Consider the following 22,258-nt stretch of genomic DNA (forward strand, 5'->3'; position numbering starts at 1 on the left):
AGGGAGTGCAGGCAGCTCACCAGGAACACGGCAGATCCGCGCGGATCACGGTGGGGCCCCCGGGTGGGCTGACAACGGTGATAACGCCGTCAATCGTGGCAGCACGGTCGGCGAGGCCCGCGAGGCCTCCCTCGGGCCGCATCTCGGCACCCCCGTGGCCGTTGTCGGTCACCTCGACGATCACCGTCTCCTCGGTGCGCCACACCTTGACCGCGGCCTCGGTGGCGCCGGCGTGCTTGGCGATGTTGGTCAGCGTCTCGCCGACGATGAAGTACGCCGTGCTCTCCACCGCGGCCGGCGGGCGCTGCTGCACGTCCACGTTCACCTCGACCGGGATCGGCGACTTGGCGGCCTGGGCGGACAGCGCCGCGTCAAGGCCACGGTCGCCGAGCACCGCGGGGTAGATACCGCGGGCGAGGTCGCGCAGCTCGGATACGGCGAGTTTGGCGTCGGAGTGCGCCTCGTCGATGAGCTCTCGCAGCGCCTCCGGGTCCTGCTCCAGCTTCGACTTCGCCCTGCCGAGGCTCATCGCCACCGACACCAGCCGCTGCTGCGCACCGTCGTGCAGGTCGCGTTCGATCCGCCTGCGTTCGGCCTCGGCCGCGTCCACCCCGCGTGCCCTGGACGCCTGCAGCCGCTGCGCCCGCGCCGCCAGCCGTTGCGTGCGCGGCGGGCCGAGCAGGGCCTCGGCGAGCTGCGCGTGCAACCAGCCCAGCCAGGGGGCGACCCAGATCGCGAACGGCACCAGGATCACCGACATCAGGCCCAGCGCGAACTCCAGCACGCCCAGCGGGAACACCAGCATCAGGTAGCCGAAGTCCCGCCAGGTGACCGAGTCGGCGAGCCGGAGCCGCCAGCGGTCCAGCCAGCTGCCATCGACCCGCAGCTTCTCCACCTCGCCGGTGGGCGCCCCGAGCATGCTGCGCGCCCAGCCGCGTTCCAGGTCACCGAACCAGCGCACCAGTGCGGTGGTGCCCAGCAGGATCGGGATGCCGATCCAGATCACCACGGTGCTGATGCCGACGGCCGCCCCCACCACGATCAGCACGAACTGGAGCAGGCGCAGCGGGAAGCTGACGACCATGAAAGTGATCGTCCGGACCGCCCCCGGCAGTGGCCGGTCGGGCACCTCCTGCTCCGCGTCCATGGTCTCGTTCCTGCTCAGCCGATCGGTACCGGCCATCATCCTGCCATCATGCTGAGCGGGCGGTCCTGCGGAAAAGACGCATCGAGCTCCGCACTGCGGTCCGGGCTCGGCCCGAGCAGGACGCGGGCGAAGGAGGCGTGGGCGCGTCCCATCGACCGGGTGACGACGATGGACATGGCGATGAACAGCACGCCGAGCGCGGCCCATGGCAGGGCGGACAGCGTGGAGTCCACGGTGATCCAGCGCAGGTCGAAGGAAGGGAAGTAGTAGGCCCCCTCGGGCAGGAACCGGTAGTAGACGGGCAGCCCCGCGAACGCGAGGCTGACCGACCAGAAGGCCACCATCAGCACGAACTCGATCAGGCCGAGCGGGAACAGCAGGACGAAGTAGCCCAGGTCGCGCCAGGTGGCCTGGTCCCGCAGCCGGGCTCGCCACCGGAGCCGCTGGCTGCCCTCCGGCAGTGGCCGGTAGGGCAACGGGATGTAGGTGTCCAGCAGGGCGTACACCCGTGCGCGCTCCACCCGCGCGCCGCCCCGGCACAGCAGCACCCCCAGCGCCAGGACCGGGATGCCGACCCAGATGATCGCGGTGCCCACCCCGACCGAGGACAGGGTGACCAGTGTGACGAAACAGAGGATGCCCAGCGGCATGTTCATCAGCAGGTAGGCCAGTGAACCGCCGAAGGGCGGCCGCTGGTGGGTGCCGTCGTTCCCGATGGGGGCCCTGGGTGCGGTGGTCATGACCTGGTCCTTCCTCTCTGGCTGGCGGGAACCAGAATGACCTGGTCAACGGGGTGGTCACCATGGTGCGAGCGGGTATCTCCCGGGTGGGGACAGCCCTACCCCGGCCGGGAATTACCGGCTTGCCGCGCGCGTTATGCTGGGTGAGTTGACCACGACAAGGGGGTGAACGGTTTCGACTCTGGACGTTGAGTCAGGGGAAGCGTGCCGGTGCAGGCGAGAGACCACCGAAAGCGTCATCGCATTAAAATAAGCGCCAAGACGAACAGTCAGCGCGACTTCGCCCTCGCCGCCTGAGCGAGTGCGAGTCTGTCGGCCCGGGTAAGCCTCCGACCCGGTTTGTCGGCATCAGCTAGGAGGCTCACCGCCGGTCCCGGCCACGGGGACCGGTTGGGACAGCAACAGTGGCTGGGCCCGTCACACCGGCTTGTTCGCGTGACCGGTGGGGCCGAGTAGAGGCACAGCGAACTGCGCACGGAGAAGCCCTGTCGAGGCGACAGAGGACCCGGGTTCGATTCCCGGCACCTCCACCTTGGGGTTGTTATCAGAACCCTGGCCCCTGGATGCCCTTGAGCGGAAGGGCGACGCCATCGCGGCTGGTCCCGGTCCTTGAGGTCAGGGTTGGCTAGAGCGAGGCAGGGCAAGCCACGTATGCACCGGCGCGTGCCGCCGCGACGGCGGCCTCGGCCGCGCGGTCCGCGTCGGCCTCGTCGGGGAGGTCGGCACTGGTCAGCAGCCGGTAGTACAGCGGAGCGGACACGGCGCGGATGACCTCGCGCGGGTCGGTGCCTGCCGGCACCTCGCCTCGGTCGATGGCCTGCCGTACGCAGGGGGCCCACTCGCTGATCCGGATCTCGTAGAACCGGTGCAAAGCCTGTGCGGTCTTGCGGTCGCAGGTCGCGGCCGCGATCACGGCCTTGAACAGCGCCCCCTGCCGCGAGTCGGACAGGGTGCGCTGCACCAGCCGGGCGTTGGCCTTCAGGTCGCCGAGCAGGCAACCCGTTTCGGTGCGCGGCGAGGACTGTTCCGCCATGTCCGCAAGCAGGTCCGCGACCACGCTGGTCACCGTTCCCCAGCGGCGGTAGACCGTCGTTTTGCCGACCTCCGCGCGTCGTGCGACGTCCGCGAGGTCCAGGTGCGCGAAACCAACCTCCACGAGCGCGTCCGCCGCGGCACGCAGTACCGCGGCGCGTACTCGTGCCGTGCGACCTCCTGGTCGCGTGGTACCTGGTGCCACGTCCTGCATCATAACGGGTCTCCAGTTCCCTTAGCTCCCCTTGCATGCCACCGTCCGAGCTAACGGAACTATAGAACCATTAGTGAGGTGTTCGATGGAGTTCAGACACTTGGGCGCATCCGGGCTGCAGGTCCCCGCCCCTGAGCCTCGGCGCAGGGACCTTCGCCGGCCGGGGCCCGCTTTTCGGTGCCTGGGGAAACACGGATGCCGACGAAGCACGTCGCCTTGTCGACATCTGCCTGGACGCCGGTGTCACCATGTTCGACACCGCCGACGTCTACTCCGCGGGCGCGTCGGAGGAGGTGCTGGGGGAAGCGGTCAAGGGGCGCCGGGACCAGGTGATCCTGTCCACCAAGGCCGGCTTGCCGATGGGGGACGGACCCGGCGATGCGGGCTCTTCCCGTGCGCGCCTGATCAATGCGTGTAACGACGCGCTGCGGCGACTCGGAACCGACTACCTCGATCTGTTCCAGCTGCATGCGTTCGATGCCGCTACGCCGATCGGGGAGGTGCTGTCCACGCTCGACGATCTCGTGCGGGCAGGCAAGATCCGCTACGTCGGTGTCTCCAACTTCGCCGGCTGGCAGTTGATGAAGTCCCTCGGGATCGCCGAGCGGCACGGTTTCCCGCGCTACGTCGCCCATCAGGTCTACTACTCGCTGGTCGGCCGTGACTACGAGTGGGAGCTGATGCCACTCGGACTCGACCAGGGCGTCGGCGCGCTGGTCTGGAGCCCGCTCGGCTGGGGGCGACTCACCGGCAAGGTACGGCGTGGTCAACCCCTCCCGCCGGGCAGTCGTCTGCATCAGACCGCCGACTACGGCCCGCCGGTGGACGACGAACACCTCTTCCGTGTGGTCGACGTCCTCGACGAGATCGCCGAGGAGACCGGCAAGAGCATCCCGCAGATCGCGATCAACTGGCTGCTGCGACGACCGACGGTCGCATCGGTCATCATCGGTGCCCGGAACGAGGCGCAACTCCGCCAGAACCTCGGCGCCACCGGCTGGGAACTGAGCGCCGATCAGGCCGCGAGGCTCGACGCCGTCAGCACCAGAACCGCGCCCTATCCGTACTTTCCCTACCGGCGCCAGGAAGGTTTTGCGCGGCTGAACCCGTCCCCGGTGTGACGTCCGGCGGTCACAGGTGCTCCGCCGCCTTCCTGCGGTGGCCGAGCCACGCGGTGAGGGATTCGTGCAGGGCGGCCCGCATGCCGTCGCGGTCGGCGAGCACCGGGTCCCCGTTCCATGACTCTCCAGTGTGGACATGAACTGAGAAGATCATTCGCAACCTTTCCGGTACCGGAGCGGCGGGCTCCGGGTGTCTCCGGACACGGTCGCGCGACCTCGGCGCCCTTCGCGTCGGCAGCAGCCACCTAGTGCCGCATCAAGTCCTGAACGTGGCTTTCGAGACGTCAGACGTCTCGGATGTGCCGTTCGCGACGGTGAGCGTCCGGAAAGCCACGTTCAGGGCACTCGCTGCGGGAGGGGTTGCGTCAGCCGAGGTCGGGGATGTCCTTGAGCTGCCTGCGGGAGGTGATGCCGAGCTTGCGGAAGATGTTGCGCAGGTGGGCATCTATGGTGCGCGGGCTGAGGAACAGGTGCCCGGCGACCTCCTTCGAGGTCGCACCGGCGGCGACCTGGCGCGCGATATGCATTTCCTGCATGGTCAGGCGCTCGTAGGTGTGCTCGGAGCGGCTGCGGGCCACCTCCCCGGTCGCGCGCAGCTCGTCCGCGGCCCGCTGGGCGAACGCCTCGAGCCCGATCTCCGACAGCTGCTCGTGTGCGGTGCGCAGGTGCTCGCGGGCGTCGCGACGGCGGCCTGCGCGGCGTAGCCACTCCCCGTACCGCAGGTGTGCCCGCGCGAGATCCGGTGCCATCCGGCTGCCCGCCAGCCGCTCGATGGCCTCCCGGTAGTCGGCTTCCCGGCCGCCGACCAGCGCCCGCGCGCCGGCCGCGACGCCGAGGGCGTAGTCGGTTCCCGCGGGTTCGGTGCGCTCGAGCAGGGACTCCAGTGCCGACTCCGCGGTGGCCAGCTCGCCGCACCGGACCGCGGCCTCCACCAGCTCGGGCAGCCCGATACCGGTGACGTAGAGGTCGTTGCCTGCCACGGCCCTGGTGGCCGCCGCCAGCGCGTCCTGGTACTCGGCGAGGCCGTTGTGCAGCAGGGCCGCTGCCCAGTGCACGTTCGCGTTCGAATGACCGCTGCCCCGGCCTGCCACCCCGGCGAACAGGTCGAACGCCTCCTGGCGGCGGCCACGCATCGCCGCAAGGTGCAGTCTGGAGTACAGCTGTGGCGCGTCGCCGAGGGCGTCGGCGATCGCCTCCTCCTCGGCGATCGCGGCCATCGCCTGCCCGAAGTCGCCGGTGAACACCGCGCCGATGGCCACCTGCGACAGGCCGAGCCGGATGGTCATCGGGGATCCGGTGTCCCGGCCGGTCCGCATCAGCCAGTCGACGATCGTGGCGTGCAGGTCGAGGTCCCACAGCTCGCCCGCGAGCACCGTGGCCAGCGCCGGCGCGCTGGTCCAGCCCGCGCCGCCGCCGGTGAGCACCCGCCGCAGCGCAGGCACGCCGGCCTGGTGACCCTCGGTGGTCAACACGATCAGTGCGTCGAGCAGATCCGGTGGTTCCGCCGCCTGCGGGGCCGAGCGGGCCGCCGCCAGTACCCGGTCCAGCACCCCGACGGCCCGCCCGACGAGCAGCCCCATCTCCAGCGCCGCCACGAAGTACTCGCGCGACCGTCGCGGATCACTGGTGCCGAGCCGTTGCGCCGCCCGCAGGATGAGTTCCGGCCCCCTGGTGACCCCGTCCGCGCCTTCGGCGAAGGCGATCTGCCCGCGCAGCAGGTCCACGGATGCGTGCTGGAGCTGCTCGAGTGTCTCGGTGTCGATGCTGGCCAGCAGGTCCGCCGCCGCTTCCGGCTCACCGGCTTCGAGCGTGGCCCGCGCGGCCGCCAGGGTGCGCTCGGTCTGCTTGCCGGGGTCGAGCGACAGCGCGGCCGCACGTTCGAGGAAAGCGGCGGCCGCCGCCACACCGCCACGTGCCTGCGCACGCGAGGCGGATGACTCCAGCTCCGCCGCGACCTGCTCATCCGGCCCGGTGGTGGCCTGGGCGTGGTGCCAGGCCCGCCGGTCCGGTGCGGCAACCGGGTCGGTGGCCTCGGCCAGTGCCCGATGCGCCGCGTGCCGCCGCTCCGGCGCGGCCGCGCGGTAGGTGGCCGAGCGGGCCAGCGGGTGGCAGAACCGGACGCGGGTGTCCAACCGCACCAGTCCGGAGGACTCGGCGGCGGCGCTGGCGGCGGAAACGTCGATGTCCAGCCGCTGTGCGGCCGTCCACAGTAGCCCCGGGTCACCGGTGGGATCAGCGCTGGCGAGAGTCAGCAGCAGCCGCGCGTCCTGGGGCAGTTCCGCCGTCCTGGCCTGGAAGCTGCGCTCGATCCGGCTCGCGACCGGCGACGGCGTGGGCAGCGCGAAGCCACCCGCCTTCGGCAACTCGATCAGGGCCAGCGGGTTTCCGCGTGCCTCGGCGAGCACGCGATCACGCACCCGCTCGTCGAGCGTCAGGGTCTTCTCCTCGGCGAGCAACGCGCGCGCATGCGCCTCGCTCAGGCCGCCGACCGTCAGGCCGGGCAGTTCGTCCAGCCCACCGGCGGCATCGGAGTCGCGGGCCGCGAACACCATCGCGATCGGCTCCGCCGCGATCCGTCGCGCCACGAAGGTCAGCGCCCGCGCCGAGGCGGCGTCCATCCAGTGCGCGTCGTCGACAAGGCACAACAGCGGGCCTTCCGCGGTCGCGGTCGCCAGCAGCTCGAGCACGGCGAGGCCGACCCGGAACGGGTCCGGCGCGCCGTCGGCCAGTCCGAACGCGACCAGCAAAGAGTCGCGGTAGGGGTCGGAAAGGGCGTCGAGATGTCCCAGTACCGGTACGCACAGCTGGTGCAGCGCGGCGAACGCCAGCTCGCCCTCGAACTCCGACCCGGAAGCCCGGATGAGCTGGAACCGCTCCGGCGCCGCCCGCTCGGCGTGGTCCAGCAGCGCGCTCTTGCCGATGCCCGGTTCGCCGCGCAGGACGAGCACGCCACCGGCGCCCCGTTCCGCGCCGCCGACGAGGGCGACGAGGCTGGCGATCTCGTCGTGCCTGCCGACGAGCGGGCGGGAGAACGCCGAGGACATGGTGCGAACCATAGGGGAGGTCCCGGCACCTCGGCACACCGCCCACGCCCGGTGCCCGCGGAACCTAGGTGATTGTCACCGACGCGAGTGGGGGCATGCGCACGCGATTGTCGTGGTGTGACGCGGCCCCTCGTCACTCCCGGAGCGGGCCGGCAAGCCATCCACCGAGAAGGACGGCACCATGAGTAACGAAACCGCGCCCACCGCGGTGCTCGACCGCCCGCAGGCACCACGCGGGCTGGCGATGGGCGGCCTGGCGGCCGCCATGTTCCTGGTCATTCTAGACAGCGCGATGGTCAACCTCGCCGGGTCGACCATCCGCGAGGGCCTCGGCATCTCGGCCGCCGAGCTCACGGTCGTGGTGGACAGCTATCTGGTGGCCTTCGCGGGCCTGCTGCTGCTCGGCGGCAGGCTCGCCGACGTGCTCGGCGGCCGGAAGGTCTTCCTGGCCGGCATGGCCGGCTACCTCGCGGCATCGGTCTGCTGCGCGCTGGCGACCAGCGGCGGGATGTTGATCGCCGGGCGGATCGCGCAGGGAATCGGGGCCGCGGTTGTGCTACCGGCCGCGCTCTCGCTCGTGCTCGCCCTCTACCGGTCGCCTGCGGAACGCTCCCGTGCGATGGGCATCTGGGGCGCCGTCTCGGGTGCGGGCAGCCTGGTCGGCGTCTTCCTCGGTGGAACGCTGACCGAGATGCTGGGCTGGCAGTCGGTGTTCCTGACTCCGGTGCCGTTCGGCGTCATCGGGGCGGTCATCGTGTGGCGCTCGGCGCCGCGGGCCCCTGGCAGGCCCGGCCGGTTCGACGCGCTCGGCGCCGCCATCATCACCCTGGGGGTCTCCGCGCTCGCGCTCGGCATGGTCTCCGCAGCCGAGGCAGGCTGGGGCGCGCCCGGCACGCTCACCGGCCTCGCGATCAGCCTGGCGGGCCTGGCCGCGTTCGTGCTCGTCGAGCGCCGGTCCGCACACCCCCTGGTCCCGCTGGGTGTCTTCCGGAGGCGGCCGGTGGTCACCGCGAACGTGGTGGTTTTCCTGATCGGCGGTTCGCTGACCGGTCTCTTCTTCTTCCTGCCCCAGTACCAGCAGGAGGTGCTCGGGATGAGCCCGCTGGAGGCAGGGATGGCGCAGATCCCGATCGCCACCATGATCATCGTAGGCGCCGGTCTCGCGCCGCTGCTGGCCAAGCGCATGGGGCTGGCCCACGCGCTGCCGGCCGGCCTCCTGGTGCTGCTCACCGGCTTCCTGTGGCTGACCTGGGATCCGACGACGAGCGGCTTCTCGCTCAGCCTGCTCGGCGCGTTCCTGCTGATCGGCACCGGCCTCGGACTCGGCCTCGTGAACGCCACCGCGATGGGCGTGCGGGAGAGCGCGGACGGGGAGTCCGGCCTGCTCAGCGGGTTGATCAACGCGGCACAGCAGCTGGGTGGCGCGGTCGGTCTCGCCGCACTCGCCGGCATCGCCATCGGCGCCGCGGGGACGCATGGGGACATCGACTTCACCACCGCGTTCCTCGGCGAGGCCGCGCTCATCCTCATCGCACTCGCACTGGCGCTCTTCCGTACCACCAGGACCGAGCCCGTCCCGTCCGCCGTCGGCGCGCGCTGACTCACTGCCAAGAAAGGAAACACCAACCATGAACACCTCCACCGTGCTCGTGACCGGCGCGACCGGGACCGTCGGCTCCGCACTGGTCCCGGCCCTGCAAGCCCGTGGGGTCACCGTCCGCGCGATTACCCGCAATCCGCATCGTCCCGTCCCCGGCGCCGAGACCGTCGGTGCCGACCTGCGGGATCCGGAGTCGGTGGCCGCCGCGCTGAAGGGAGTCGACGCGGTCTTCCTCAACAGCCCCTCGGCCGAGGACGCCGCCGAGCTCCAGATCCGGTTCGCCGACCTCGCCCGCGAAGCCGGGGTGCGCCGGCTGGTGCTGCTCTCGCAGTACGCGGCCCGCGCGGGCTCACCGGTGCGGTTCCTGCGCTGGCACGCCGAGGTCGAAGCCCACGTCCGGGGACTCGGCATCGACCACACCGTGCTGCGCCCCAACCTCTACCTGCAGGCGCTGCTCGGTTTCGCAGTCAGCATCGCGCAGGGCTGGTTCGCAGCCCCGATCGGGGGCGCCGCGGTCAGTGCCATCGACACCAGGGATATCGCCGCGGCCGCCGCGGCCGTGCTGACCAGCGCGGGGCACACCGGCCACAGCTACTCGCTGACCGGGCCGCGCGCGGTGACCCATGAGCAGATCGCCGAGGCGCTCGGCACCGCCACCGGGCGGGACATCACCTTCCACGAGGCCTCCGCCGAGCAGTTCACCGCCGCACTGAACGGCGTCCTGCCGACCTGGCAGCTCGAGGGCCTCGTCGAGGACTACGCCCACTACGCAAGGGGCGAGGCCGCCGAGGTGTCCACCTCGGTCGCCGACCTCACCGGGCAGCCGGCACGTGACGTGACCGAGTTCGCCCGCGACTACGCCGCCGCGTTCACCGCGGCGTGAAAACCAGAACCGATTCCAACAGGAAGGACCGTTCGATGATTTACCACGGCATTCGCATCACCCTGAAGCCCGGCGTCCCGGAGGAGGACCGGGAGGCCGCGCTGGAGAGCCTGCGCAACCAGGGCCGCGTCATCCCGTCCGTCACCTCGTTCGTCGTCGGACCCGACTTCGGCGGGGAGTACGAGTACGGCGCCGTCTTCGTGATCGAGGACATCGCGGGCTACGAGGAGTACATGAACCACCCGGCGCACCTGCACACCGACCGGATCGGGTTGCCACTGGTCGAGAAGTTCGTGTCGTTCGACATCACCGACGACCCGGACCCGGAGATGGGCACGCGGATCGCCGAGATCCACCGCCGCCGGTTCGAGGCCATACCGGACATCGCCGGGCTCGTCGCCGGTCTCGACGAGTACACCGGCAGCGCCGCGCCTGGCAAGCACGCGAACTGAACACCACGACGAAGTGATCGGGATGGCCATGACGACGCACACCGACCGCGCGGTACCTTCCGTCCTCGCCCGCGGCACGATCCTGGCCGCCGCCACCTTGACGATCATGGCGCCGGCCGTCGTCGCCCCCAGCCTCCCGAGGATGCAGCAGGTCTTCGCCGCCGAGCCGGCGGCGTCCCTGCTGGTCCGGCTCGCGATGACGATCACCTCACTGATGATCGCCATCAGCGCCCCGGTGTCCGGCCTGGTCGCCGACCGGGCCGGGCGCCGCCCGCTGCTGGTGTCCTGCCTCCTGCTGTACGCGGTCAGCGGCACCGCGGGGTACTTCGTGGCGGACCTCTACCTGTTGCTGGCGACCAGGGCACTGCTCGGCATCGCCATCGGCGGGGTCATGACGGCGGTCAGCACGACGATCACCGACTGGTTCGATGGGCAACGGCGGGCGTCCTTCCTCGGGCTACAGCAGGCCTTCGCGAGCCTCGGCGGGGTGGTGTTCCTGCCGCTGGCCGGGGCGCTCGCCACCATCGACTGGCGGGTGCCGTTCTGGCTCTACAGCCTGGCGGCCGGGGTCGCGTTGTCGGCGATCCTCGCCGTGCGGGACCGGCCACGGGAGGCGGCCGGGGTCGCCGCAGATCGTGGTCGAGTGGCGAGCGCTCCCGTGCTCGGGATCTACGCCCTGGCCCTTGGCGCGACGATGGTGTTCTACCTGGCGCCGACTCAGGTGCCGTTCCTGCTGGCGGGCCTCGGCACCGGCCCGGGCACCGTGGGTGTCGTCATCGCGGGGAGCACGCTCACCAGCACCCTCGGCGCGCTCGGTTTCCCCGCGCTGCGCAAGCGCCTGCGCAGCCCCGCGATCACCACGATCAGCATCGCGCTGCTCGGCGCGGGCTGGCTGCTGGTCGGCGGCACCGGCACGGTTTCCGGTGCCGCGGCGGGGTTGCTGGTCGGCGGTGCCGGCGTCGGACTCGCCGTCCCCAACCTCACCCTGCGCCTGTCCGAGCTCGCCCCGCCGGCCCGACGTGGCCGTGTCCTCAGTGGACTCGTCGCCGGGATCTTCCTCGGCCAGTTCCTCTCGCCGCTGGCCGCCCAACCCCTGGTCCAGGCCGTCGGTGTCGGCGGAACCTTCACCTGGGCCGGGATCGCCATGGTCGTCGGCGCGGCCATCGCCGTCGCCGGAACGCGGACCTCGCGGGGGGACTGACCGCTCTCAGCTTGACCTTGACAGAGTCAGGCTCAGGTTCACCGCGGCCGGGAGAAACACCCACGACCGGTGACCAGCTCGTCCGGGTCGCGCTGCGCGCCGGCGGCGAAGGCGTCCGCGAAGGGCTGCTCGCCGAGCGCGGCCCGGAGGCGCGCGCCGATTCGGTCGACGTCGCCGCGTTCGGCAGGCGGCAAGGGCGCCCCGACGCCACGGCGGGCCGCGTCCGCCGCGCCGAGCAAGCCCGCGGCACGCTCGTGCTCCCCGAGCAACGACCACGCGCCTGCCAGGCCCTCCAGCGCCAGCGCCACCGCGCGCGGCCCGCCGCCGGAGGCCGTGGCCGTGCGGTAGGACGATTCGTGCAGTTGCCGCGCGCGCTCGCCCTCCCCGCGCAGCTCGGCGATGAAACCCAGTTCGGCCAGCGGGGTCAGGGCCGCGAAACCATGCGCATCACGATCGTCCAGCCACGGCGACAGCAGCCGTTCCGCGGTGTCCAGGTCGTCGCGACGGCGGGCGGTGAGCGCGAGCCCGAACTCGGCGAACGCGGCCAGGATGGTGTTTCCCTGCTCGACGGCCAGTCGCCGGGCGCGCTCGTGCTGCGCCTGCGCGGTATCGAGGTCACCGGCCAGCATGATGATCATGCCAAGACCAGCCAGCCTGCCCGCGATCTCCGGCCGCAGCTCGAGGTCCTCGGCGATGCGCAGTCCCTGCGCGTGGTGCCGGGTCGCTTCCCGGTAGTCCCCCGCCACCTCCGCGACCCTCGCGAGGGTGTCCAGCGCCTGGAGCAGGCCCCACCGGTCACCCAGGTCGGTGAAGAGGTCAGCGGCGCGCCGGGCGTCGCGCCCCGCTCCCGTCAGGTCGTCGCGCAGAGCCGCGTAGCCTGCCCGGACGGCAAGCGCGGCGGCGCAGCCCCACTCGTCACCGGTTTTGCGGAAGGTGCGCAAGGCGGTGCCGAGCCATTCGGACGCGATCCGGATGTCCCCGAAACCCCAATGCGTGAACGCGAGGAACCACCGGGCTCGCGCCGATTCGTTGCTGCCAGGCGCGAATCCGGCCAGCAGGTCCGCGTCGTCTTCGGACCTGACGTCCCCGCGAGACCACCGGGCGAATCCGGTGCGCCAGACCCGCACCGAGGCACGCAGCCGCGGGTCCCCGCCGGGCTCGGCGAGCATCACATCGGCCGCGGTGATCGCCTCGTCCGGCCTTCCGCGCAGGAACCAGAACCAGGCCAGCGCGTCCACCAGGCGCAAGCCCTCGTCCGTCTGCTCGGCGTTGCACATCGCGGCGGTCAGGTTCGCCGACTCGGCATCCAGCCGTTCCAGCCACGCACGCTGTTCCCGCCCGCGCAGCTGGGGTGCGGCGACCTCAGCCAGCTCCAGGTAGTACGCGAGATGCCGCCGCCGCACGGAGTGCAGCTCGCCGGCTTCGGCGAGCCGCTCGTGCGCATACGCCGCGACCGAGTCCAGCATCCGGTAGCGCCCGTTCGCCGTGCGGGTCACCAGCGACCGGTCGACCAGCCGGGACAAGGAGTCCAGCACCCCGGCCCGATCCACCACGGGCCCGCCCGCGCAGATCTCCTCGGCCGCGTCCAGCGTGCAGCCGCCGCTGCACACCGAAAGCCGCCGCAGCACCGCCTGCTCCGCGCCGGTGAGCAGGGCCCAGCTCCAGTCGATCACGGCACGCAGGGTCCGCTGCCGCTGCGGTGCGTCCCGGCGGCGTCCGGACAGCACCGCGAACCGGTCGTCCAGCCGTTCCGCCAGCCCGCGCAGCCCCAGCCCGCGGACCCGCGCCGCGGCCAGCTCCAGCGCCAGCGGGATGTGGTCCAGCCGCGCGCAGATCGCGCTCACCTCGGCGGTGGCCCGTTCGTCCAGGGTGAATTCGGGGTCGGCCGCGGCGGCCCGCTCGGTGAACAGCCGGACCGCTTCGGCCTCCGGCAGGGGTTCCACCGCGTGCAGGACCTCGCCACCCACCTCCAGCGGCTCCCTGCTGGTGGCCAGCACCCGCAGCTCCGGCGCCGCGGCCAGCAAGCGAATCACCAGCTCCGCCACCGCCCCCGCCACATGCTCGCAGTTGTCCAGCACCAGCAGACCTCGAACGCAGCGTGCGGCGGCGGCGAGCCGGTCGGCCGGATCGGTGTCCCGGCCCGAGGTGTGGCCCGCGCTGGCCGCGGCCTGCGCGCCGAAGGCCTGGCCGACCCGCTCGACGACCGCGGCCACCGCCGCGGCGCCGGTGTCCGCTGCGGTCGAAGGGAGGGGGTCCAGCTCGACGAAGCGGACTCCCTCGGGCAACTGCCCGTCCAGCTCGTGCGCCACCGCCAGCGCCAGCCGGGTCTTGCCGACCCCGCCGATGCCGACCAGGGTGACCAGCCGGGCCCGCTCCAGCAGCTCCCGCACGCGCCGGGCGTCCGTGTCCCGCCCCACCAGCTCGGTCAACGACGCGGGCAACGGCCGCCGGACACCGTGCCGCGGCTCGCCGGGCCGCAACTCCGGGCTGTGGCGCAGCACGGCGCGGTGCAACTCGGCGAGTTCCGGGCTGGGGTCGGCCCCCAGCTCGTCCCGCAGGCGGGTGCGCAGCTCCTCGAACACGGCCAGCGCCTCGCTCGACCGTCCCGCGAGGTACAGGGCCCGGATCTGGGCCGCGCGCAGCCGCTCCCGCAGCGGATGCGCGCCCGCCACCTCCTCCAGCTCACCGGCGACCAGCGTGTGCTCGCCCAGTTCCAGCAGCGCCTCGGCGCGCTCCTCCTGCACGGTCAGCCACTGATCCCGCAGGCGCGTGATCACCGGTTGCGCCGCGGGCGAGTCCGCGATGTCGGCGAACGCGGGCCCACGCCACAGTGCCAGCGCGTCGTCCAGCAGCGCGGCCTTCGCCTTGGGGTCGCCTTCGGCCCTTGCCCGTTCCAGTAGTGCGGCGAACCGGCCGGAGTCCAGTGCGGTGTCCGGTACCCGCAGCCGATACCCCGGGGGTTCGGCGACCACCAGGTCCCTGCCGCCCGGCTCGGCCTCGGCGAGCACGCGGCGCAGCTGGGACACCTTCGCCTGCAGGGACGCCTTCGGGTCCGCAGGTATCCGCTCGCCCCACAGCCGGTCGATCAGCCGGTCCACCGACACCGGCTCGCCGACGTGCAGCAGCAGGTGCGCGAGCAACAGCCGGACCTTCAGCTCGGGCACCCGCACCGGTTCACCCCGGTCGGTGCGCAGCCGCACCGAGCCCAGCACCGCAAACCGCACCTTCCCGACGTTACCGGAGACCACGCCGGCGACCCCGGACCGTAAGCCCTCCGAAGTGAACCCGAACCGGATCCGAACCCCGGCCCCGGAGTCTGGCCAGCACGTATCCGGGCAACCCGAGGAGGAGAGCATGACCGAGGAACAGCTGCGGCTCGTGGTGATCATCGGCAGCACGCGGGCCGGCCGGTTCTGTCCCACTGCCGCGGAGTGGTTCGCCGGGCAGGCCCGCGCTCGTACGGACCTGAAGGTCGACATGATCGACCTTGCCGAGGCGTGGCTGCCGGACGTACTTCCTGCCGACGACGCCACCGAGGTGCCCAGCCAGGTCCGGGACTTGTCCCCGTGGCTGGCCAAGGCCGATGCGTTCGTCGTCGTCACCCCTGAGTACAACCACAGCTTCCCCGCTTCGCTGAAGAACGCGATCGACTGGTTCTACGCGGAGTGGCAGGCCAAACCGGTCGGCTACGTCAGCTACGGCGGGATCGCGGGCGGGCTGCGCGCGGTCGAGCATCTGCGCCAGGTGTTCAACGAGTTGCATGCCGTGTCGGTGCGGACCAGCGTGACCTTCCCGAACTATCCGGACTGCTTCGGCGACGACGGCACGCCGGTCGATACCGAGCTGTACGAGAAGTCCGCGCGGGGCATGCTCGACGAACTGTCCTGGTGGGGCGACGCGCTGCGCAGGCAGCGGGAGCGGCGCCCGTTCCGGGCGGGGGCGGCGGAATGAGCGCCGGCACGGAGGAGACCACCGACGAGAACGCCGCACCCCTCGCCGGGAGGCGCGAGTGGTGCGGCCTCGCGTTGCTCGCCCTGCCGTTGCTTGTGCTCGCACTGGACGTCAGCGTGCTGTACCTGGCCGCGCCCCAGCTCACCGCCGACCTGGCACCGAGCGCCACCCAGCAGCTGTGGATCCTGGACATCTACGGGTTCCTGATCGCCGGGTTCCTGCTCACCATGGGGTCGCTCGGGGACCGCATCGGACGGCGCAGGCTGCTGCTGGTCGGCGGGGCGGCGTTCGCCGCGGCCTCGGTGCTGGCCGCGTTCGCCTCGACCGCGGAGCTGCTGATCGCCGCCCGCGCGGTGCTCGGCGTCGCCGGGGCCACGTTGATGCCGTCCACGCTCGCCTTGATCAGCACCATGTTCCGGAACGCGCGGCAGCGCTCGTTCGCGATCGCGATCTGGATGACCACCTTCTCCGCCGGGGTCGCGGCCGGGCCGGTCATCGGCGGGCTGGTGCTGGAGCACTTCTGGTGGGGCGCGGTGTTCCTGCTGGGCGTGCCGGTGATGCTGCTGCTGATCGCGCTCGGGCCGGTGCTGCTGCCCGAGCACCGGGAACCCGGCGCCAGGAGCCGGATCGACCTGATCAGCGTGGCGCTGTCGCTTGCGACCATGCTGCCGCTGGTGTACGGGGTCAAGGAGACCATCGCACACGGCGCGGGGACGGTGCCCGCGCTGGCGGCCCTTGCCGGGATCGGCTTCGGATGGGTGTTCGTCCGCAGGCAGCGAAGGATGCCTGATCCGCTGCTGGACGTCACGCTGTTCGTCCGCTGGAGGTTCGTCTCCGCCGTCTCGCTGATGCTGCTCGGCACGGTCGCGGTGAACGGGCTGTTCTTCCTGGTGCCGCAGTACCTGCAGCTGGTCCGGGGCGAGTCCGCCCTGCACGCGGGGTTGCTGATGGTGCCGATCGCCGTGGTGTCGGTGATCGCATCGCTGCTCGCGCCCCGGCTGGGCCGGCGGTTCGGCGCGCGCGGGTTCCTCGCCGGAGTCGGGCTGATCGCGCTGGTCAGCTGCCTGCTGGTGGCCACGACCGACCTTGGCACCGGCCTGCCGGTCGTGCTCGCGCTGGTCTCGATCGCGGTGTTCGGCGTCGCGCCGGTGGGCGTGCTGAGCACCGACCTGGTGGTCGGATCCGTGCCACCGGCACGGGCAGGCTCCGCGGCCGCGGTGTCGGAGACCGCGGGCGAGCTGGGTGTCGCGGTGGGCGTGGCCGTCGCGGGCAGTGTGGTCACCGCCGTGTACGGCGCCAGCCTGGCCGGTGCGCTACCGGATGGCATCCCTGCGCACGCGGCCACCGCCGCAGGCGAGGGAGTCGCCGCGGCGAGGTCCGCCGCGCAAAGCCTCCCGCCGGAGCAGGCAGGGCAACTGGTCGACGTTGCCCGTGCCGCCTTCGCCGACGCGTTCGCCGCCACCGGCCTGTTCAGCGCCGCAGTGCTGGCCGTCATCGTGACGCTGGCGCTGACCGGCCCCCGCGATCGATGAGCCGGGCCGTGGTGGTCGGGCGGAGTGGAGCGCTACCGTCCGACCGCCCCGTTATCGTCGCGCCCCGAGGTGTGGCGTCGGCCAGTTCCGGTGGTGCGGGTCGATGGTGAAGGTGTGGGTGTGCCGCCAGCCGCCGTCGCTTGTGGGTGCGGCGCCGGTCAGATGTTCGTGGTCGTCGGGAAGGTTGTGGTGCACGTGGGGCAGGGCCTCGGGGTCGTGGCGGGGCCACAGCAGCCAGGCGGCAAGGGTGCCGGTGACGGTGAGCGCGGCGAGGGTGAGCCACCCGCCGGTGAACCCGGTCGCGGTGACCACCCAGCCCGCAACGGGGTAGCTGAGTAGCCAGCAGGCGTGGGACAGGGAGAACTGCGCGGCGAAGATCGCCGGACGATCGGCCTCGCGGGTGGAGCGGCGTAGTACCCGGCCGATCGGGGTCAGCACCAGTCCCGCTCCGGCTCCGAGCACTGCCCACACCCCGAGTGCGACCGGCCACCGCCACCCGCCCCCATCCGCTGTGGACAGTCCGATCGCGGCGAACACGCCACCGGACAGCGCAAGCGCGCCAGTAACCATCACCGCCCGCTCCGCCACCACGTCCAGGATTCGGGGCAGGGTCAGGGCAACCACGATCGTGCCCGCACCGTTCGCGGCCAGCAGCACCGCGACGTCGGCATCGCCGAGCCCGAGTGCGTCGTGCACGTAGTTCACCGTGTTGACCATGACCACCGCACCCGCACCGGCCACCGCCAGATCCAGCGCCAGCACCCCGCGCAGCCGCGGCGTGGCCAGGAAGATCCGGGTGCCCGCCGCGATCCGCTCCCACAACCCGGTGCGCGCGCTCGGGCGTGCGTGCGGAATCCGCGAGGTCACCACCAGCACCGCCGACGCAAGGAACCCGACGGTGGTACCGCTGAACAGCCAGTGGAAGCTCACCACACTCAGGACCGCCGCCGCCAGCACCGGGCTGAGCAGTGTTTCCATGCTCGAGGCGAGCTGTGAGATCGACAGGGCGCGGGTGTAGTCCCGCTCGCCGGGCAGAATGTCCGGCAGTACCGCCTGGAACGTCGGGGTGAACGCCGCCGACGCCGACTGCAACACCAGGATCAGCACGTAGATCTGCCAGACCTCGGTCACGAACGGCAGCGCCAGCACCACCATGGCCCGCGCCAGATCCAGCGTCACCAGGAACAGGCGGCGCGGCACCCGGTCGGCGAACGCGCCCGCGATCGGCGCGATCGTCACGTACGCGACCATCTTGATCGCCAGCGCGGTGCCAAGCACCACCCCCGCCCGCGCTCCGGCCAGCTCGTACGCGAGCAGCCCGAGCGCCACGGTGGCCAGCCCGGTACCGAACAGGGCGACCACCTGTGCGGCGAACAGGTGCCGGTAGTCCCGGTTACCGAACAACGACGATTCCACCGCGCGCCTCCCGCTGCTTCGTTCGACCGGCCTGGCCTCCGCACCATAGCAGAACGATTGAAGAGCTCTTCAATTATTTGCTGGGCTAGACTGGCCGCCATGGGTCATGAACCGCCAGGGCACCCGCCTGCCCGGCTGAACGCGGAGGACGCCGCGACGGTGGCCGCGACCCTGCAGGCACTGGCCACCCCGAGCCGCCTGCTCATCCTCACCCGGCTCCGGGAAAGCCCCTGCCCGGTCAACGAACTCGCCGACGCGGTGGGCATGGAGACCTCCGCGGTCTCCCACCAGCTGCGCCTGCTACGCAACCTCGGCCTGGTCACCGGCGCCCGGCACGGCCGCAGCATCGTCTACAGCCTCTACGACAGCCACGTCGCCATGTTGCTCGACGAGGCCGTCTACCACATCGAACATCTCCGCCTCGGCCTGAGTGAGGGCCCGATCAGTCGTGCACACCAGCTCCCGGTGGGCACACCGCACAGCGGCAGCCATGGTCCATAGGGGCCGAGAACAGCCTTCTTGAACAGTGCCTAAGTCAGCCTGCTGATGACCGCGCGCAGCGCCCGGCCGACCGCGCGCAGGTCCCCTGGCTCGATCACGTCCACGAAGTGCTCCCGCACCGTACGCAGGTTGTCCGGCGCGGCGCGGCGCAATGTCCGGTATCCGTCCTCGGTGAGCAGGGCGAGGACGCCGCGCCGGTCGTCGGCTGTCGGCTCGCGCCGGACCAGGCCGCGCTTCTCCAGTCCGGCGATCCGGTGGGAAAGCCGGCTGCGCGAGTAGTACGCCACGGCAGCCAGTTCGGCCATCCGCATCGACTGCCCGTCCGCCTCGGACAACCGGACCAGGAGCTCGTACTCGGCCAGGGTCAGTCCGTGCTGCTCCTGGAGGTTCCGGTCGAGCAGGTCGATGAACCGGATCGATCCCTCGATGAACGCCCGCCAGTCGCGTTGCTGTTCCGCGTCAAGCCATTCGGTCACCCGGTGACCATAGCAAGTTGACACCTTCAACTACCGGGCATAGCTTGGTTGAAGGTGTCAACTAGATGGGAGATGGGTATGACGGCCAACGGTGCCCGGGTGGTGCAGGCGGCAGAGGTGGAGACCATCGAGCGGCCCGCACTGTGGCTGCTGGCCGACAGCAGTCACACCGGCGGGCTGCTCGGCGCGAACCGGCTCCACCTCCAGGCCGGGGAGCCCGGTACGAAACCGCACTACCACGAGCGGTCCGCGGAGGCGTTCTACGTGCTCGACGGCGCACTGCGGATGCTGGTCGGCGCCGAGCTGGTCACCGTGGACCGGGGTGGCTACGTGGTGGTCCCGGCAGGCATGCGGCATGCCTTCGCCGCCGCACCTGGCACCTCCGCCGATGTCCTCATCACGCTGGTGCCGGGGGTCGAGCGGTTCGGCTACTTCCGGCTGCTGCCGGAGATCCTGCGCGGGAACCTGCCGGAGGAGGAGGTCGCGCGGGTGCACGAACGGTACGACGTGCACTTCGTGGACAGCCCGGAATGGGATACAGACCGAAACTCTCAACATTGAACTGTTTGACGTAGTGCTGCCAGTGTCGCTAGTCTCTCAACGTTAAATATTTCAACGTTGAGAGGAGGGGTGGTGCGCCGAGCCCACGCGGTCCCCGGCCCCACCGTCCCGGCGAACCCGGCGCGGGTCTGGGGGTTCACCGGCCTCACCGCGGCGGCGCCGGTGAGCTGGGGGACGACGTATCTGGTGACCACGGAGTTCCTGCCCCCGGGGATTCCGCTGCTTTCCGGCGTGCTCCGGGTGCTTCCGGCAGGCCTGCTCCTGCTACTGATCGCCAGGAGGCTGCCCGCCGGTGACTGGTGGTGGCGCTGCGCCGTGCTGGGGATGCTGAACATCGGGGCGTTCAACACCCTGCTGTTCGTCGCCGCCTACCGGTTGCCGGGCGGTGTCGCGGCCACCCTGATCGCGGTGCAACCGCTCCTGGTCGCCGGTCTGGCGTTCGCCCTGCTCGGGGAGCGCCCCACCCGCTGGCGGCTGGGCTGGGGCGTCGCCGGGGTGGTCGGCGTCGGCCTGATCGTGCTGCGCGGGACGATCACCTTTGATCTGGTCGGGATTCTTGCCGGTCTTGCCGCAGCCGCTTCGATGTCGGCCGGGGTGGTGCTGACCAAGCGCTGGGGGCGCCCGCCGGGGACCGGGACGCTCGCCTTCACCGGCTGGCAGCTCACCGCGAGCGGGCTGCTGCTCCTGCCGGTGGCACTCCTGGTCGAAGGGCTGCCACCGATGCCGGACGCCGCCGCACTCGGCGGCTATGCCTGGCTGGCCATCATCGGCACGGCGGTCGCCTATGTGCTGTGGTTCCAGGGCCTCGGCAGGCTCCCGGTCACGGCGGTGTCCTTCCTGCCCCTGCTGTCCCCGGCCGTGGCGGCGGCACTGGGCTGGCTGGTACTTGGCCAGGCCCTCACCCCGATCCAGGGCGCCGGTTTCGCGCTCGCCCTGCTGTCCATCGCGGCCGCACAGCTCCCACCCCCGTTCGCGGAGAAAGGAAAGGCATGAATCGCAGGTTGCTGCTCACCGGAGCCACCGGAACCGTCTCCGGTGCGCTGATCGACGCGCTCGAACACTCCGGCCTGCGGCTGCGGGCACTGGTCAGGGACGAATCGAAGGCGCCACCGCTGCGGGAACGTGGCGTCGACGTCGTGCTCGGGGATCTCGGCGATCCGCGCTCGCTGCCGCGGGCCTTCGCGGGGGTGCAGGACCTGTGGCTGCTGACCCCGAACGACCCCCGGGCGCCCGAGCACAGCATGAACGCCGTCTGGGCCGCTCGTCAGGCGGGCGTCGAGCGGGTGGTGCGGCTGTCCGCGGTGCGTGCGGCAGCCGACGCCCCGACGCGCAGCGGGCGGTTGCACGCACTGTCCGACCACGAACTGCAGCGGTCCGGACTGAGCTGGACGATCCTGCGGCCGCACTGGTTCATGCAGAACCTGCTCAACGAGGCCGGCGATATCGCGGCCGAGGGCGCGTTCCGGCTCAGCATGGGGGAGGGCCGCCTCGGCATGATCGACACACGGGATATCGCCGAACTCGCCGCGCGGGTGCTCACCGACGGCCCCGAGCTCCACCACGGCAGGATCTACACCCCCACCGGCCCGCACCCGATCTCCTTCACGGAGGTCGCGCGGCTGCTGGGCGAGGTGCTGGAAAGGCCGGTCCGCTATGTCCCGACCGCGGCGGAGGACAAGGAGCGGCGCCTGCTCGGCTTCGGGGTGCCGAACTGGATCGCCGGGATGCTGACCGAGTACGCACAGGCCTACGCGTCCGGTTGGGGAGACTTCACCACCACCGATTTCCTGGACGTCACGGGCCGCGACCCGCGCAGCTTCGCGGAGTTCGCCCGCGATCACGCGGACGCCTTCTGCTGATACCTTGACGTCGAACAGTTGAGCGTTGAGGAGTCGAAGTGGACCAGCTCGACCGGGTGCTGGCGCAGTGGCACGCCGCAAGGCCCGACCTCGATCCCGCCCCGATGGGCATCGTGGGCCGTATTCAGCGGGCCTCCCGGTTGCTGGAACGGGGACTGTCCGCCTACTTCGCCGAGTACGGCTTGCAGCTGTGGGAGTTCGACATCCTGGCCACCTTGCGCAGGGCCGGGCGGATGACCGCGGGCACCCTGGTGGAGGCCTCGATGGTCACCTCCGGCGCGATCACCAACCGGATCGACCGCCTGGTCGCAAGGGAACTGGTGACCAGGGAGGTCGATCCGGGCAGCAGGCGCAGGGTGGTGATCGACCTCAGCGTCCGCGGCCGCGAGCTGGTGGACGACATCCTCCTCGGGCACGTGGACAACGAGAACCGCCTGCTGGCGGCGCTGAATCCGGAGGAGCGGGAACAGCTCGCCCGGCTGCTGCGCACGCTGCTCATCGGCCTCGGCGACGAGCCGGAGTAGCGCG

Annotated in this window: 20 protein-coding genes and 1 other RNA gene; 13 read left to right on the forward strand and 8 right to left on the reverse strand. The window is 71.4% G+C overall.

The genetic code is table 11. The features are described 5' to 3' along the window. Positions 1 to 16: 16 nt before the first annotated feature. Positions 17 to 1,147, reverse strand: a complete 1,131-nt coding sequence (locus tag KOI47_RS05510; RefSeq protein WP_216217111.1) for a sensor histidine kinase — start codon at positions 1,145 to 1,147, stop codon at positions 17 to 19. 35 nt (positions 1,148 to 1,182) lie between these two features. Then, positions 1,183 to 1,887, reverse strand: a complete 705-nt coding sequence (locus tag KOI47_RS05515; protein WP_216214523.1) for a sensor domain-containing protein — start codon at positions 1,885 to 1,887, stop codon at positions 1,183 to 1,185. A 161-nt stretch (positions 1,888 to 2,048) separates the two neighbouring features. Here KOI47_RS05515 and ssrA point away from each other — a divergent pair. Then, positions 2,049 to 2,420: a transfer-messenger RNA gene (ssrA, locus tag KOI47_RS05520) on the forward strand. Positions 2,421 to 2,512: 92 nt separating this feature from the next. Here ssrA and KOI47_RS05525 read toward each other — a convergent pair. After that, positions 2,513 to 3,124, reverse strand: coding sequence for a TetR-like C-terminal domain-containing protein (locus tag KOI47_RS05525; RefSeq protein WP_216214525.1), 612 nt, complete (start codon positions 3,122 to 3,124; stop codon positions 2,513 to 2,515). A 140-nt stretch (positions 3,125 to 3,264) separates the two neighbouring features. On the opposite strand from KOI47_RS05525, the gene KOI47_RS05530 reads away from it, so the two are divergent. Next, complete coding sequence (locus KOI47_RS05530) at positions 3,265 to 4,254, forward strand: aldo/keto reductase (protein WP_216217112.1); 990 nt, start codon at positions 3,265 to 3,267, stop codon at positions 4,252 to 4,254. Positions 4,255 to 4,264: 10 nt separating this feature from the next. On the opposite strand, the gene KOI47_RS05535 is transcribed toward KOI47_RS05530, so the two are convergent. Both KOI47_RS05535 and KOI47_RS05540 read right to left on the reverse strand, forming a co-directional pair. Then, positions 4,265 to 4,408, reverse strand: a complete 144-nt coding sequence (locus tag KOI47_RS05535) for a hypothetical protein (RefSeq protein ID WP_216214527.1) — start codon at positions 4,406 to 4,408, stop codon at positions 4,265 to 4,267. Positions 4,409 to 4,619: 211 nt separating this feature from the next. Further along, positions 4,620 to 7,298, reverse strand: coding sequence for an ATP-binding protein (locus KOI47_RS05540; RefSeq protein WP_216214529.1), 2,679 nt, complete (start codon positions 7,296 to 7,298; stop codon positions 4,620 to 4,622). Positions 7,299 to 7,479: 181 nt separating this feature from the next. On the opposite strand from KOI47_RS05540, the gene KOI47_RS05545 reads away from it, so the two are divergent. From KOI47_RS05545 to KOI47_RS05560, 4 genes are read left to right on the forward strand one after another with little or no spacing between them, the layout of a single operon-like run. Then, a complete protein-coding gene (locus tag KOI47_RS05545) occupies positions 7,480 to 8,898 on the forward strand; it encodes an MFS transporter (RefSeq protein WP_216214531.1) in 1,419 nt (472 codons plus the stop codon). Between the two features lie 28 nt (positions 8,899 to 8,926). Further along, a complete protein-coding gene (locus KOI47_RS05550) occupies positions 8,927 to 9,781 on the forward strand; it encodes an NmrA family NAD(P)-binding protein (protein ID WP_216214533.1) in 855 nt (284 codons plus the stop codon). A 35-nt stretch (positions 9,782 to 9,816) separates the two neighbouring features. Beyond that, a complete protein-coding gene (locus KOI47_RS05555; protein WP_216214535.1) occupies positions 9,817 to 10,233 on the forward strand; it encodes a Dabb family protein in 417 nt (138 codons plus the stop codon). Positions 10,234 to 10,261: 28 nt separating this feature from the next. Continuing rightward, entirely contained in the window at positions 10,262 to 11,434 is a 1,173-nt protein-coding gene (locus tag KOI47_RS05560; RefSeq protein ID WP_216214537.1) for an MFS transporter, read from the forward strand. 38 nt (positions 11,435 to 11,472) lie between these two features. Here the strand turns inward: KOI47_RS05560 and KOI47_RS05565 are convergent, their stop codons facing one another. Then, positions 11,473 to 14,658 (reverse strand): BTAD domain-containing putative transcriptional regulator, encoded by a 3,186-nt coding sequence (locus KOI47_RS05565; RefSeq protein ID WP_232376557.1) that lies wholly within the window; start codon positions 14,656 to 14,658, stop codon positions 11,473 to 11,475. A 130-nt stretch (positions 14,659 to 14,788) separates the two neighbouring features. On the opposite strand from KOI47_RS05565, the gene KOI47_RS05570 reads away from it, so the two are divergent. Next, the gene (locus KOI47_RS05570) at positions 14,789 to 15,385 is read left to right on the forward strand and encodes an NADPH-dependent FMN reductase (RefSeq protein ID WP_216214538.1); all 597 of its coding nucleotides are present in this window, start codon (positions 14,789 to 14,791) and stop codon (positions 15,383 to 15,385) included. Beyond that, complete coding sequence (locus KOI47_RS05575) at positions 15,382 to 16,917, forward strand: MFS transporter (protein ID WP_216214541.1); 1,536 nt, start codon at positions 15,382 to 15,384, stop codon at positions 16,915 to 16,917. Before KOI47_RS05570 ends, KOI47_RS05575 begins: the two co-directional genes overlap by 4 nt. A 51-nt stretch (positions 16,918 to 16,968) precedes the next feature. Here KOI47_RS05575 and KOI47_RS05580 read toward each other — a convergent pair whose 3' ends face one another. Continuing rightward, entirely contained in the window at positions 16,969 to 18,333 is a 1,365-nt protein-coding gene (locus KOI47_RS05580; protein WP_232376558.1) for an MFS transporter, read from the reverse strand. A gap of 99 nt (positions 18,334 to 18,432) precedes the next feature. Between KOI47_RS05580 and KOI47_RS05585 the strand changes: the two genes are divergently transcribed. Further along, positions 18,433 to 18,834, forward strand: a complete 402-nt coding sequence (locus KOI47_RS05585; protein WP_216214543.1) for an ArsR/SmtB family transcription factor — start codon at positions 18,433 to 18,435, stop codon at positions 18,832 to 18,834. A gap of 29 nt (positions 18,835 to 18,863) precedes the next feature. Here the strand turns inward: KOI47_RS05585 and KOI47_RS05590 are convergent, their stop codons facing one another. Further along, positions 18,864 to 19,310, reverse strand: a complete 447-nt coding sequence (locus KOI47_RS05590) for a MarR family winged helix-turn-helix transcriptional regulator (protein WP_216214546.1) — start codon at positions 19,308 to 19,310, stop codon at positions 18,864 to 18,866. A 78-nt stretch (positions 19,311 to 19,388) separates the two neighbouring features. Between KOI47_RS05590 and KOI47_RS05595 the strand changes: the two genes are divergently transcribed. The 4 genes from KOI47_RS05595 (at position 19,389) to KOI47_RS05610 (ending at position 22,254) form a co-directional block, all read left to right on the forward strand. After that, positions 19,389 to 19,871 (forward strand): cupin domain-containing protein, encoded by a 483-nt coding sequence (locus KOI47_RS05595; protein ID WP_332461445.1) that lies wholly within the window; start codon positions 19,389 to 19,391, stop codon positions 19,869 to 19,871. Positions 19,872 to 20,033: 162 nt separating this feature from the next. Further along, a complete protein-coding gene (locus tag KOI47_RS05600; protein WP_216217116.1) occupies positions 20,034 to 20,864 on the forward strand; it encodes an EamA family transporter in 831 nt (276 codons plus the stop codon). Continuing rightward, positions 20,861 to 21,730, forward strand: coding sequence for an SDR family oxidoreductase (locus tag KOI47_RS05605; protein ID WP_216214548.1), 870 nt, complete (start codon positions 20,861 to 20,863; stop codon positions 21,728 to 21,730). The genes KOI47_RS05600 and KOI47_RS05605 overlap by 4 nt, the downstream gene beginning before the upstream one ends. A 38-nt stretch (positions 21,731 to 21,768) precedes the next feature. Continuing rightward, positions 21,769 to 22,254 (forward strand): MarR family winged helix-turn-helix transcriptional regulator, encoded by a 486-nt coding sequence (locus KOI47_RS05610; RefSeq protein WP_232376559.1) that lies wholly within the window; start codon positions 21,769 to 21,771, stop codon positions 22,252 to 22,254. Positions 22,255 to 22,258: the final 4 nt, after the last annotated feature.

This window comes from Amycolatopsis aidingensis, assembly GCF_018885265.1.
GTDB classification, from domain to species: domain Bacteria; phylum Actinomycetota; class Actinomycetes; order Mycobacteriales; family Pseudonocardiaceae; genus Amycolatopsis; species Amycolatopsis aidingensis.